This is a genomic window from Streptomyces sp. NPDC050703 (assembly GCF_040654435.1).
GTDB lineage: Bacteria > Actinomycetota > Actinomycetes > Streptomycetales > Streptomycetaceae > Streptomyces.
Genome location: NZ_JBFAHX010000031.1, coordinates 1 through 13,956, shown reverse-complemented (window position 1 = coordinate 13,956; position 13,956 = coordinate 1). Strand labels below are relative to the sequence as shown.

Here is a 13,956-nt window from a genome sequence, read left to right as displayed (position 1 = left end):
GTCCAAGTGTGCGAAACATGCGGTTGGACGACGTTGGTGGACCGTGGGGATTCGTGTGACTCTGAGCGTCAGCCGCTGCATTTTTGATGGCCGCCGAAGCCTGGGGGAATTCCATGGCGGAACAGATCGCCGACAATTCCGAGCCTTTCCCGTACGAGGGTGCGCAGGGCACGGAATTCCCGCCCGAGAAGTCGCGGGGCGCAGCACAGGCCGACGGCCGCGCGTCCGCCGCGAACCGCGAGGCCTTCGGACTCATCGGCCTGCGCCAGGGCGCGCGGGACGGCCGGGCCGGGCGTCGCGGAGAGGCGAACGGCGCGCCGCCCGAGACCACGGTGAAGATCCTCGACCGCGGCTGGGCGGCACCCGTCGTGGTCGGCCCGCTCGACGCCCCGGCGCGCCCCGGCGGTGAACTCGCCGTCGTCAGGGCCGCCGCGGCGGCCGGCCTCCCCGCCGTGGTGAGCGCCTTCGCGGAGCGGAGCTTCGCCGAGCTCGCCTCGGCCGCCGACCTCCCGCCGTGGCTGCGGACCTACGCGTTCCGCGACCGGGACACCGCGCGCCACCTGAACGCGCGGGCCGAGGACGCCGGGTTCGGGGCGCTGCTCCTCGCGCTCGGCGACCGTGCCGACGTCCGCGCACGGCGCGTCGCCGCCCCCGCCGACCTCGGGACGCGCGGCCCCTTCGACGATGTCCGCACGCTGCTGCGGGACCGGACGGGCTGGGACGACGTGGCCTGGCTGCGCTCGGCCACCGCCCTGCCGCTGCTCGTCGCGGGCATCGACGGCGCGCCCGACGCGCGGCGCGCGCTCGACGCCGGTGCCGACGGCGTCGTCGTCACCGCCCTCGACGCGCTCCCCGAGGTCGCCGAGGCCGTGGCGGGCCGCTGCCCCGTCCTGCTGAGCGGCGGCGTCCGCCGGGGCGCGGACGTCCTCGCGGCGATCGCGTCGGGCGCCGACGCCGTCTTCGCGGGCCGCCCGGTACTCGACGGGCTGCGGGCGGGCGGACGCGCCGGAGTCGCGGAAGCACTGGACGGGCTCGTCGGGGAGTTCGCCGACGCCATGGCCTTCACCGCCACCGCCACGGTCACCGACATCGGCCCCGAGGCGATCCGCACCGGCCCCCGCCGCACGCCCCGGCCGCCGGCCGCGGGGCCACTGCACAAGAGCGAGCTGCACGCCAGCGTGTCCGACCCGGTCCTCGACACGATGACGTTCCTCAACGAGATCACCTCCCGCTACCCCGAGGCGATCTCCTTCGCGCCGGGCCGCCCGTACGACGGCTTCTTCGACAGCGAGCAGATCTTCGGACACCTGCGCAGGTACCTGGACCACCTGGCGGAGCAGGGCAGTTCGCCGCGGCAGGTGCGCACCGCCATGTACCAGTACGGGCCGACGGCGGGCCAGATCCGCGAGATCATCGCCGACTCGCTGCGCGCCGACGAGGACATCGACGTACCCGCCGAGTCCATCGTGGTGACGGTCGGCGCGCAGGAGGCGATGCTCCTCGTGCTGCGCGCCCTCATCTCGGGCCCCGACGACGTCCTCCTCGTCTCCAGCCCCTGCTACGTGGGCATCACCGGCGCGGCCCGGCTCCTCGACGTCGCGGTGACCCCCGTCGACGAGCGCGACGACGGCTTCTCGTGCGCCGACCTCGAAGCGGCGATCGACAGCGAGCGGGCCCGCGGGCGCCGCCCCCGCGCCTTCTACGTCGTACCCGACCACTCCAACCCGTCGGGCACCACCATGGGCCCCCGGGCCCGTGCCGAACTCCTCGAACTCGCGGGCCGCCACGGCATCCTCGTCCTGGAGGACAGCCCCTACCGGCTCGTCAGCCCGGGGACGCCGCTGCCCACCCTGAAGTCGATGGACCAGGGGCACACGGTCGTGCACATCGGCTCGTTCTCCAAGACGGTGTTCCCCGGCGCCCGGGTGGGCTTCGCCATCGCCGACCAGCCCGTCGTGGACGACACGGGCCGCACCGGACTCCTCGCGGACGAACTCGCGAAGATCAAGAGCATGGTGACGGTCAACACCTCGTCACTCAGCCAGGCCGCCGTGGCGGGCGCGCTCCTCGCGGCGGACGGCCGTGTCTCGGAGCTGAACACCGCGGCCGCCGCCTACTACGGCGACGCCATGGCGGCGACGCTCAGGGAGCTCGACCGCCACCTGCCCGCAGAGCGGCGCGAGGCACTCGGCGTGCGCTGGAACGAGCCCACCGGCGGCTTCTTCCTCACCCTTCGCGTGCCGTTCCGCGCGGACAACGCGGCGCTGATCACCTCGGCGCAGGACTTCGGCGTCATCTGGACGCCGATGGCGTACTTCCACCCCGGCGGCGGCGGACCGCACGGCATCCGCCTCTCCACCAGCTACCTCACGCCCGCCCAGATCAGCGAGGGCACGGCGAGGCTCGCGCGCTTCATCGAGGCGCGGAGCGGACGCTGACGTGCGCACGACCGCGGGCAGCGCCGACCTCACGGCCCACCGGCAGAAGGGACAGCACAGTGACCGTCACCAGCGCCATGCGAGCACAGCATCGCAGCAAGCCACGGATGTGGGGGTGGACGTTCCGATGACCGTCGACGTGGCACCACCCGTGCTGCCGCACGACCTCGACGAACCGCGGGCCCCCCGGACCGGGGAGCGCGTACCGCTGACGGCTCCCCGGATGACCGGCGTGGGCACGGCGGTGAGCGCCACCTCCTACTCCCAGCAGGAAGTGCTCGACGCCTTCGGCATCACCGACCCCCGGGTCCGCTCGGTCTTCCTGAACAGCGCGATCGAACGCCGCAACCTCACGCTGCCCGCCGCGGACACCCGCGGCGTACGCGCCCCGGAGTCCCAGGGCGACCTGCTCGACAAGCACAAGGCACTGGCCCTGGACATGGGCGGCGAGGCCCTGCGCGCCTGCCTCAAGGACGCCGGAGCCGACCTCTCCGACCTGCGCCACCTCTGCTGCGTCACCTCCACCGGCTTCCTCACGCCCGGCCTCAGCGCCCTGCTGATCAAGGACCTCGGCATCGACCGGCACTGCGGCAGGGCCGACATCGTCGGCATGGGCTGCAACGCGGGCCTCAACGCCCTCGGCGTGGAGGCCGGCTGGGCGGCGGCGCACCCCGGTGAACTCGCCGTGGTGCTCTGCGTGGAGGCCTGTTCGGCGGCGTACGCGATGGACTCCACGATGCGTACGGCGGTCGTCAACAGCCTCTTCGGCGACGGCGCCGCGGCCGTCGCGCTCCGCGCCGAGCCGGGCGGCGCGGCCCGCGCCGACGGACGGGAGGGCGGCCCGGCCGTCCTGAAGTTCGCGAGCTGCGTCATCCCCGACGCCGTGGACGCGATGCGCTACGACTGGGACCGCGACCTGGGCAGGTTCAGCTTCTTCCTCGACCCGCAGATCCCCTACGTCGTCGGCGCGCACGCCGAGACCGTCGTCGACCGCCTCCTGGCGGGCACCGGCCTGCGCAGGAGCGACATCGGGCACTGGCTGGTGCACTCGGGCGGCAAGAAGGTGATCGACGCCGTCGTGGTCAACCTCGGACTGACCCGCCACGACGTGCGCCACACCGTCGGGGTGCTGCGCGACCACGGCAACGTCTCCAGCGGCTCGTTCCTGTTCTCCTACGAACGCCTCCTGGCAGAGGGCGTCACCCGGCCCGGCGAGTACGGAGTGCTCATGACCATGGGCCCGGGCTCCACGATCGAAACGGCGCTCATCCGATGGTGAGGACGTACGGGACCATGACACCGCACCACACACTGGAACTCGACGGCGGCGAGCCCCTCTCGGCCACGACGGTCAAGGCCGTCGCCGACCTCTGCGACCGGACCGAGGACCGGGGCGCCCCCGGCATCGCGGCCCTCCACGTCACCGGCGCACCCACCGGCGACTGGACCGGCGGCCTGGACGTCACGCTGGTCACCAAGTGGGAGCGCGCCCTGCGCCGCCTGGAACGGCTGCCGGCGGCCACGGCCGCGGCGGCCCGCGGCGACTGCGGCGGCACCGCGCTCGACGCGTTCCTCGCCGCCGACCTGCGCGTGGCGGCCCCGGACACCCGCCTCGTCGTGCCGCGCGACGCGACGGCGACCTGGCCCGGCATGGCCGGCTACCGCCTGGTCCAGCTCGCGGGCGCCGCACGGGTCCGCAAGGCGGTCCTGTTCGGCCGCCCCATCGACGCCGCCGAGGCGCTGTCCCTCGGCCTCGTCGACGAACTGGCCGACGACCCGGAGGCCGCCGTGACGGCCGCCGCCGGACAGCTCGGCGCCCTCTCCGGCCGAGAGGTCGCCATCCGGCGGCAGCTGCTGTTCGACGCCGCCACGACCAGCTTCGAGGACGCGCTCGGCGCCCACCTCGCGGCCTGCGACCGCGCGCTGCGGCACGGGGCCGAACCCCAGGAGGTGCCGGCCCCGTGACGACACTCCTGCCGGGGCACCCCGCACATCCCGCCGCTCCCGGGCGCCCGGACCCCGACGTCCGCGCGGCCTGGGCGGCACTCTCCGCCGAAGCCGTCGCCCGAGTCGGGGAACTGGCGGCGGCCCTGCCCGAACCGCCCGCGCGCGACGCCGCGCAGCGGGCAGAGATCGACGCGGCCAAGGACGCGGCCCGCGCCCTGCGGGCCGCGTTCCTCGACACGTACGCCGACGCCGTGTACGACCGGCTGACCAGGGGCCGCACCCTCACCCCGCGCATCGAGGAACTCCTCGGCGCCGCCGCAACCGAACTGCCGGGCCTGGTGCCCGACGCGGCACTGCTCGCGGCCGAGCGGAGCAGGCCGCAGGCCGCCAAGGAGGGGCACGAGATCGACCAGGGCATCTTCCTGCGGGCGGTGCTCCGCTCGCCGGTCGCGGGCCCGCACCTCCTCGACTCCATGCTCCGGCCGACGCCCCGCGCCCTCTCGCTCCTTGAGGAGTTCACGCGCACCGGCGTCGTGCGGATGGAGTCCGTGCACCTGGAACGGCGCGACGACGGTGCGGCACGGCTGACCCTCTGCCGGAAGGACCGCCTCAACGCCGAGGACGCCCGCCAGGTCGACGACATGGAGACCGCCGTCGACCTCGCCCTGCTCGACCCCGCCGTACGGGTCGGCCTGCTGCGCGGCGGCGAGATGAGCCATCCGCGGTACCGCGGCCGGCGCGTGTTCAGCGCGGGCATCGACCTCAAGGCCCTCGCCTCCGGGGACATCCCGCTCGCCGGCTTCCTGCTCCGGCGCGAACTCGGCTACCTGCACAAGCTCGTACGGGGCGTGCGCACCGACCGCCCCGGCCACTGGCACACCCCCTGCGTGGCCAAGCCGTGGGTCGCCGCCGTCGACGGGTTCGCCATCGGGGGCGGCACGCAGGTCCTCCTGGTCTGCGACCACGTGCTCGCGGCGTCCGACTCCTATCTCAGCCTCCCCGCCGCGAAGGAGGGCATCATCCCCGGCGTCGCCAACCTCCGCCTCACCCGGTACACGGGGCCGCGCCCCGCCCGGCAGGTCATCCTCGGGGGCCGCAGGATCAGGGCGGGCGAACCCGACGCGCGGCTGCTCGTCGACGAGGTCGTGGAACCCGAGGAGATGGACGCCGCCGCCGAACGCGCCCTGGCACGGCTCGACGGCGACGCGGTACTGGCCAACCGCCGCATGCTGAACCTCGCCGAGGAGCCGCCGGACGCGTTCCGCGCGTACATGGCGGAGTTCGCGCTGCACCAGGCCCTCCGCATCTACGGCCAGGACGTCATCGACAAGGTGGGCCGGTTCGGTGCCGACCGGCCGGGCCCGCCCAAGGAAGACGCCACGGCCGGCCACGGATGAGGGGACACCGCGATGCCGATCGCCCGGCTCAACGGGGTCAGGCTCCACTACGACGCGTACGGCACCGGCGAGCCGGTCGTCATGGTGACCGGCACCGGCGCGCCGGGCCGCATGTGGCGCACGCACCAGGTGCCCGCCCTGACGGCGGCGGGGTATCGCGTCATCACCCTCGACAACCGGGGCATCCCGCCCAGCGACCCGTGCTCCGACGGCTTCACCCTCGCCGACATGGCGGCGGACGTCGCCGCCCTGATCGAGAGCCTGGGCGAGGGCGCCTGCCGCGTCGTCGGGTACTCGCTCGGCGCCATCGCCGTCCAGGAACTGCTCCTGGCCCGCCCCGGCCTCGTCCGCGCGGCCGTCCTGATGGCGACCAGCGGACGCACGGACGCGCTGACCGCCGCCATGACGGCGGCCGACAGGGAAGTCTGTGAGGGGGACGGCAAGCTGCCGCCCCGCTTCGCCGCGTACGTGCAGGCCCTCCAGAACCTCTCGCCGCGCACGCTCAACGACGAGGAGCGGCTGCGGGACTGGCTCGCCGTGTTCGAGATGACCGCCGTCGACCGGTCGGGGACGCGCGGCCAGCTCGGACTCCAGCTCATCCCGGACCGGCTCGCGGCCTACCGGCTCATCGACGCCCCGTGCCTGGTCATCGGGTTCCAGGACGACCTCGTCGTCCGCCCGCACCTCTCCCGCGAGGTCGCGGACGCCATTCCCGGCAGTACCTATGCCGAGATCCCCGGATGCGGCCACTACGGCTATCTGGAGAGGCCCGCAGCCGTGAATTCGGCGATCACCGACTTCCTGGCGGGGAAGCGGCCGTGAATTCGCGGCCCGGTACGGCTCGTTCGCATTGTTCAGCGGCAATTGGACGGACTTGTCGGCCCAGTTGCCCCCCCGATAGCGTGAAAACCATCTGCCGACGGAAATGATCGGAGTGGTCATGCCCAACCCGTTCGACGACGAAAACGGCACCTTCCTGGTTCTCGTGAACGACGAGAACCAGCACTCGCTCTGGCCCTCCTTCGCCGAAGTGCCTGCCGGCTGGAAGGCCGTGTTCGGTGAGGACACACGGAAGGCGTGCCTCCTCTACATAGAGGAGAACTGGACGGACATCCGCCCCAAGAGCCTCATCGAGGAGATGGACAAGTACGAAGCCGCCGGCTAGGCGCGCCCGGACCGAAACGACAACGAAAACGGGAGGTTTTCGTGGCCATGATCGGTGGCCCGGGGCCGGTAATCATGAGCGGTATGGGGCCGGACGAGTCGGTTACCAAACAGCGAATCAAGCCCGGCACGGCGAAACGCGTCATCCCCTACACGAAACCGTATCGGCTCAACATCGTCATGCTCCTGGTCATCACCGCGCTCAACGCGGCCAACGTGGTGGCCACCCCCCTTCTGTTCATGTACCTGATCGACAACGGCATCGTCGAGCGGGACACCTCACTGGTCGTGTGGATCTCCGCGGCCGTCGCCGGCATCGCGCTCCTGAGCACCGTGCTCGGCTTCGCCGAAGCCTGGTACTCGGGTCGGATCAGCGAAGGTCTGATCTACGACCTCCGCACCAAGATCTTCGATCACGTACAGCGGCAGCCGCTGGCGTTCTTCACCCGCGCGCAGACCGGATCGCTGGTCAGCAGGCTCAACACCGACGTGGTCGGCGCGCAGCAGGCGGTGACCACGCTGCTGTCCACGGTGGCCTCCGCGGGGCTGACGCTGATCCTCGTCCTGATCACGATGTTCTACCTGTCCTGGGTGGTCACCCTGATCTCCCTGGTGATCATCCCGCTGTTCATCCTGCCGGGGAAGCTCGTCGGCGGGCGGCTCCAGCGGATCATGCGTGAGCACATGCAGGTCAACGCCGAGGTCGGCTCGTTCATGAGCGAGCGCTTCAACGTGACAGGCGCGCTCCTCGCCAAGCTGTACGGCCGCCCCGCGAGCGAGACCGGCGTGTTCTCCGGACTGGCCGCCAAGGGCCGCGACCTCGGGGTCCTGACCGCCGTCTACGGCAAGATGCTCTTCCTGACGATGATGCTGGTCGGCTCGCTGGCCACCGCGCTCGTCTACGGCCTGGGCGGCAGCCTCGTCATCGAGGGCACCTTCCAGATCGGCACCCTGGTGGCGCTCGCCACCCTGCTCACCCGGCTCATGGGGCCCATCAACCAGCTCGCCGGCGCGCAGACGAGCGTGCTGACCGCGCTCGTCAGCTTCGACCGGCTCTTCGAGATCCTCGACCTCAAGCCGCTGATCTCCGAGAAGCCGGACGCCGTGCCCCTGCCCGCCACGAGCGCCGCGGGCACGGCACCGGAGATCGAGTTCGACGGGGTGTCCTTCCGCTACCCGAGGGCCGCCGACGTCTCGCTCGCCTCCCTGGAGTCCATCGCCCTGCCCATGCAGGAACGCGCGCAGAACACCTGGACCCTGAGCGACCTGAACTTCACCGCGCCCGCGGGCAAGCTCACCGCGCTCGTCGGCCCGTCCGGCGCGGGCAAGACCACGATCACCCATCTGGTGCCGCGGCTGTACGACCCGGTCGAGGGCGCCATCAGGATCGGCGGCAGCGACATCCGCGACGTGACGCTGAAGTCGCTGAACGACACCGTCGGCATGGTCACGCAGGACGCGCACCTCTTCCACGCGACGATCCGCGACAACCTGACCTACGCACGCCCCGACGCCACCGAGCAGGACCTGGTCGAGGCGTGCAAGGCGGCGCAGATCTGGGACCTGATCGAGAGCCTGCCGGACGGCTTCGACACCGTGGTCGGCGACCGCGGGTACCGGTTCTCCGGGGGCGAGAAGCAGCGCGTGGCCATGGCCAGGCTGCTGCTCAAGGCCCCGCCCATCGTGGTGCTCGACGAGGCGACCGCACACCTGGACTCCGAGTCCGAGGCGGCGCTGCAGCGGGCCCTGAAGACCGCGCTGAAGGGGCGCACCTCGCTGGTGATCGCCCACCGCCTGTCCACGATCCGCGACGCCGACCAGATCCTCGTCATCGACCAGGGCAGGGTGCAGGAACGCGGCACCCACGAGGAACTGATGGCACTCGACGGGCTGTACGCGGAGCTGTACCGCACGCAGTTCTCCCGTCAGCCCGCGGAGAACGGCGCGGCGCCGGCGCACGGGTCCGAGAACGGCGCGGCACCGGTGCCCGAACCGGTCGGCGGCCCGCCGGGCGGCCCGCCCGGCACCATGTTCACGGCCGGTCCTGGCAGCCCCGGCGGCCCGGGCGGACCGGGCATGTTCATCGCCCCGGGCGGCCCCGGCGGTCCTGGCCCCGGCCCCGTCAGGCACGGCGGCGGACCACCCGGCCACGGACCGCACGGTCCCGGACCGCACGGCCCAGGACCGGGCCCGGGGGGACCACCACCCGGCCACGGGTGAGAGCCGACGGCATCCGCGACGCGCACGACGGCGTCGCGGATGCCGGGCGTCCGGGCCGCTTCCGGGGAGGCACGCCGTGAGTCGCGCTGTGAGTCGCGCGGAGGCGGCCCCCCGCTCGCCCGCCGGGAGTAGCCTGACAAGCGTCTGTGTGCCGCGACGCACCAAGCGGGGGTGGGCCAATGAAGGCGCTGCGCGAGGCGGCCACACGCGCCGAGAGGTCGGGAGCGACGGTCGCGGGACGCTTCCCGCTCCTGACGCGCCTGATGCCCCGCCGGGTCCGCGTGCGGCTGACCCTCCTGTACGGGGGGCTGTTCGTCCTCTCCGGCGCCGTCCTGCTGACCATCACGTACGTCCTGGTCAACCGCTCGAACGGCATGTTCGTCTTCAGCCGCGACCCGTCAGGGCCCTCGGGCGCCCGCATGTACACGGGCGACGGCACGTCGACCGTCCTCGACCGCTTCGCCGAGGCGCAGCGCAGGCAGGCGCAGCGCCAGCACGCACTGGAGATGAACCGCCTCCTGATCGAGTCGGGCATCGCCCTGGCGATCATGTCGGTCATCGCCATCGGCCTCGGCTGGTTCGTCGCGGGGCGGGTGCTGCGCCCGCTGCGCACGATGACCTCCACCATCCAGCGGATCTCCGCGGACAACGTCCACGAACGGCTGGCCGTCGAGGGCCCCGCCGACGAGCTCAAGGGCCTCGCGGACACCGTCGACGGACTGCTCGGCCGGCTGGAGGGGGCGCTCGACTCCCACAAACGCTTCGTCGCCAACGCCGCCCATGAACTGCGGACGCCGTTGACCGTCGAACACGCGCTGCTTGAGGAGTCGTTGATAGACCGCGACGCCACCGTCGAGTCGTTCCGGTCCAACTTCGAGCGGCTGCTCGTGCTGAGCGAGCAGCAGGCGCGGCTCCTGGAGTCGCTGCTGACCCTGTCGAGCAGCGAACGCGGCCTCGACCACCGCGAACCCATCGACCTGGCCGAACTGGCCGGGAAGGCGGTGCTCGGCTGCCGCGGGCGGACGGAGGCGTTCGGGCCGCGCGTGGACACGGCGACCGAACGCGCGGCCACCTTCGGCGACAGCGCGCTGGTCGAACGCCTGGTGGCCAACCTCCTGGACAACGCCATCGGCTACAACGTGCCGGACGGATGGGTGAAGGTCGTCACCCGCGTCGAGGGCGAGCACGCCGTCGTACGGGTCATCAACTCGGGCAAGGTGGTCCCGCCGGACCGGGTGGGCCGCCTCTTCGAACCGTTCCAGCGGCTCGACCGCACCGCGGGAGACGGACACCACGGCCTCGGCCTGTCGATCGTGCGCTCCATCGCCGCCGCCCACGGCGCGACCGTGACGGCCCACGCCCGGTCCGTGGGCGGCCTCGTCGTGGAGGTCTCCTTCCCGCTGCGGACGGCCTCCCGCCCGTCGGCCCGGCACCACAACGCCCCGCCCCGGCTGCCCCAGGCCGCCTCCGGCTGACGCGCCCGGCGCCGCCACCGTGGACGGTCGCCTCGATTCCCCTCCCGCCATAGCATCGAATTCACCGTGCTTTTGACGCACCCGCCCCGTGTCCAAGTGCGCGGAACGCACAGTTGGACGGCCCGGGACCGGAAAAGCCGACGCGGTGCGCGCGGCGAGGGGGAATGATGAACGGCACAACTGGTCGCACTCTGCCCCTACTCGATTCCCAGGAAGGAATCTGGCTGGCGCAGCGTGCAGAGGGTTCCGGCCGTATGTACGGCGTCGGTCAGTACATCGAGATATCGGGACCGGTGGACGCGCACCTGTGCGAGCGCGCATTACGTCATGTGGTCGCCGAGACGCAGACCCTGCACGCGCGCTTCACCGAGGACGGCGAAAGGGCCGCGCAATTCCTCGCCCCCGGCGAACTCCCCGCGCCGCTGCTCCTTTCCGTGGACCTCGGCGCCGAGGACGACCCCGGCGCGGCAGCGGAAGAACGGATGCGCGCGGAACTGCGCCAGGAGGGCGGCCCGCATTCCGGCCGTCCCTTCTCCTTCCTTCTCTTCCGGCTCGCTCCCGACCGGCACATCTGGTTCCAGCGCTACGACCACCTGATGATGGACGTCTTCGGCTGCTCCCTCGTCTCCCGCCGCCTCGCGGACGTCTACACGGCGCTGCTGCGCGGGCGGTCCCCGGAACCGGCGGGACACGCCTCGCTCACCGAGCTGCTCGCCGAGGATTCCGCGTACCGCGCCTCCGAGCGGTACGCCGACGACCGGCGGTACTGGCTCGACCGCTTCGCCGACCGCCCGGACCCCACCGCCGTCCCCGGACACGGCCCGGCGCCACGGCCGGAGAGCGGTCGGGACGGCACACAGGAGGTGCTGCGCGAGACGGGCCACCTGCCGCCGGACGCCGTGGGGGCGCTGCGCGCGGCGGCCGACCGCGCCGGGGTGAGCTGGCCGAGGCTCGTCGTCGCGGCGTTCGCGGCCTTCACGGGACGCATGACGGGAGCGGACGAAGCCGTCCTGAGCCTCCCGGTCACCGGCCGCGCGGGTGCCCTGGCGCGGCGCACCCCCTGCACCATGGCCAACCTGCTCCCCGTGCGGCTGCCCGCGACCGCGGGCACGAGCCTGCTCGACCTGGCGCGGGCGGCGGGGCGCGAGATCGGCGACGCCCTCGCCCACCAGGGCTACCGGGGGGAGCGGCTGCGCCGCGAACTCGGCTGGCCGACGGGTGACCGCTGGCACTTCGGCCCCTCCGTCAACGTCCTGCCGACGGCCGGCGAGAGCCTCTGGTTCGGCGAGCACCGGGGCACCGTCCGGGACCTGTCGACCCGGCGCGTCGAGGACTTCGGCGTGCTGGTGAGCCGCTGGTCCGAGGACGAGGGCATGCCGGTCGTCCTCGAAGCCAACCCCGCGCTGTACGACCGCGCCTGGCTCCGGGCGGCGCACCGGTCGTTCCTGACCTTCCTGGCGAGGGCGGTGGCCGACCCCTCGGCGCCGGTGGGCCGCGTCGACACGGTGGACACGGCCGAACATGACGCCCTGGTGACGGCGTGGAACGCCACCGGGCGGCCGGTGGCGGCGGACTCGGTGCCCGCCCTCCTCGCCCGCCACCTCCCGTGGTCGATGGACGCGGTGGCGATCACCGACGGCGAACGGACGCTGACCTATGGGGAGTTGGACGCCGCGGCGGGCCGCCTCGCGTCATACCTGACGGGCGCCGGGGTGCGCCGCGGGGACCGGGTCGCCGTGGTGATGGAACGCTCCGCCGAGCTGATCGTCACGCTCCTCGCGGTGTGGCGGGCGGGCGCGGCGTTCGTGCCGGTGGACGTGGAGTACCCCGCCGAGCGGGTGGCGTTCCTGCTGGCCGACTCGGACCCGGCGGCGGTGGTGTGCACCGCGGCGCACCGCCACGTGCTGCCCGCGGGCCGGGCGGCGGAACCGGTGGTGCTCGACGACCCCGCCGTACGGAAGGCCGTCGCCGCCTGCCGGATCGACGGCCCCGCGCTTCCGGTCCCGCTGGGCGCGCACGACCTGGCGTACGTGATGTACACCTCGGGCTCGTCGGGCGTGCCGAAGGGCGTGGCGGTGCCGCACGGGGGCGTCGCGGCGCTGGTCGGCTCCCACGCGGGGTGGCCGGTGGGCACGGGCGACGCGGTGCTCATGCACGCGCCGCACGCCTTCGACGTGGCGCTGTTCGAGGTGTGGGTGCCGCTGGCCGCGGGCGGCCGGGTCGTGATCGCCGGGCCCGGAGTGGTGGACGCGGCCCGCGTCCGCGCGGCGGTCGCGGAGGGGGTGACGGCGCTGCACGTCACGGCGGGCATGTTCCGGGTGCTGGCGGAGGAGTCCCCGGAGTGCTTCACGGGCCTCGCCGAGGTGCTGACGGGCGGCGACGTGGTGCCGCCGGGTGCGGTGGCGCGCGTACGGGAGGCGTGCCCGCGGGTGGCGGTGCGGCATCTGTACGGCCCGACGGAGATCACCCTCTGCGCGACCTGGCACGCGCTGCCGGCGGGCGCGGCGAGCGGCCAGACACTGCCGATCGGCCGCCCCCTGACCAACCGTCAGGTGTACGTCCTCGACGCCGCGCTCCGGCCCGCACCGGCCGGCGTGGTGGGTGAGCTGTACGTGGCGGGAGCGGGCCTCGCGCGAGGCTATCCGGGCCGCCCGGGGCTGACGGCGGAGCGGTTCGTGGCGTGCCCGTTCGGCGCGGGCGGGCGGATGTACCGCACCGGTGACCTGGCGCGCTGGACGCCCGACGGCGAACTGCTGTTCGTGGGCCGCGCGGACGAGCAGGTGAAGGTCCGCGGCTTCCGGGTGGAGCCGGGCGAGGTCGAGGCGGCCCTCGCCGCACACGAAGAGGTGGCCCAGGCCGTCGTGGTGGCCCGCGACGACGGCGGCACCGGCGGCGACAAGCGGCTGATCGGCTACGCCGTACCCGACGGGGCCCGCGATCCGGACCCCCGGCTGCTCCGTGAGCACGTGGCCGGGCTGCTCCCGGAGTACATGGTCCCGGCGGCGGTGGTCGTCCTCGACGCGCTGCCCCTCACCGCCAACGGCAAGCTCGACAGGGCCGCCCTGCCCTCACCCGACTTCACGGGCGGCACGGAGGCCGGCCGCGCCCCCGCGACGCCGGTGGAGGACGTGCTCTGCGGCCTGTTCGGCGAGGTCCTGGGCCTGGACCGGGTCGGCGCCGACGTGTCGTTCTTCCGGCTGGGCGGCGACTCCCTCCTGGGCATGCGGCTGATCGCGCGGGTGCGGGCCGTGTTCGACGTGGAGGTGGGGATCGGGGAGTTGTTCGGCGCGCCGTCGGTGGCGGGGCTGGCGGGGG

The 13,956-nt window shown here is 73.3% G+C and carries 9 protein-coding genes; all 9 read left to right on the top strand.

The window, feature by feature from the left end:
* The first annotated feature begins 113 nt into the window (after positions 1-113).
* The gene (locus tag AB0I16_RS25485) at positions 114-2,438 is read left to right on the top strand and encodes an aminotransferase class I/II-fold pyridoxal phosphate-dependent enzyme (protein WP_363251870.1); all 2,325 of its coding nucleotides are present in this window, start codon (positions 114-116) and stop codon (positions 2,436-2,438) included.
* A gap of 223 nt (positions 2,439-2,661) precedes the next feature.
* On the top strand, positions 2,662-3,717 hold the full coding sequence (gene dpgA, locus AB0I16_RS25480; RefSeq protein ID WP_363251938.1) for a 3,5-dihydroxyphenylacetyl-CoA synthase DpgA: 1,056 nt from the start codon (positions 2,662-2,664) through the stop codon (positions 3,715-3,717).
* A gap of 14 nt (positions 3,718-3,731) precedes the next feature.
* Positions 3,732-4,403 (top strand): enoyl-CoA-hydratase DpgB, encoded by a 672-nt coding sequence (gene dpgB, locus AB0I16_RS25475; RefSeq protein ID WP_363251869.1) that lies wholly within the window; start codon positions 3,732-3,734, stop codon positions 4,401-4,403.
* Between the two features lie 113 nt (positions 4,404-4,516).
* Positions 4,517-5,782: a (3,5-dihydroxyphenyl)acetyl-CoA 1,2-dioxygenase DpgC gene (gene dpgC / locus AB0I16_RS25470; protein ID WP_363251937.1), complete on the top strand. Its 1,266-nt coding sequence runs from the start codon at positions 4,517-4,519 to the stop codon at positions 5,780-5,782.
* A gap of 12 nt (positions 5,783-5,794) precedes the next feature.
* Positions 5,795-6,604 (top strand): alpha/beta hydrolase, encoded by an 810-nt coding sequence (locus tag AB0I16_RS25465; protein WP_363251868.1) that lies wholly within the window; start codon positions 5,795-5,797, stop codon positions 6,602-6,604.
* A 118-nt stretch (positions 6,605-6,722) separates the two neighbouring features.
* Positions 6,723-6,947 carry an MbtH family protein gene (locus tag AB0I16_RS25460; RefSeq protein ID WP_363251867.1) on the top strand — a complete coding sequence of 75 codons (225 nt, stop codon included), beginning with the start codon at positions 6,723-6,725 and terminating at the stop codon, positions 6,945-6,947.
* A 47-nt stretch (positions 6,948-6,994) separates the two neighbouring features.
* Complete coding sequence (locus tag AB0I16_RS25455; protein WP_363251936.1) at positions 6,995-9,166, top strand: ABC transporter ATP-binding protein; 2,172 nt, start codon at positions 6,995-6,997, stop codon at positions 9,164-9,166.
* 179 nt (positions 9,167-9,345) lie between these two features.
* The gene (locus AB0I16_RS25450) at positions 9,346-10,641 is read left to right on the top strand and encodes a HAMP domain-containing sensor histidine kinase (protein WP_363251866.1); all 1,296 of its coding nucleotides are present in this window, start codon (positions 9,346-9,348) and stop codon (positions 10,639-10,641) included.
* Positions 10,642-10,805: 164 nt separating this feature from the next.
* On the top strand, positions 10,806-13,956 hold a 3,151-nt coding region (locus AB0I16_RS25445; protein ID WP_363251865.1), incomplete at its 3' end, for an amino acid adenylation domain-containing protein.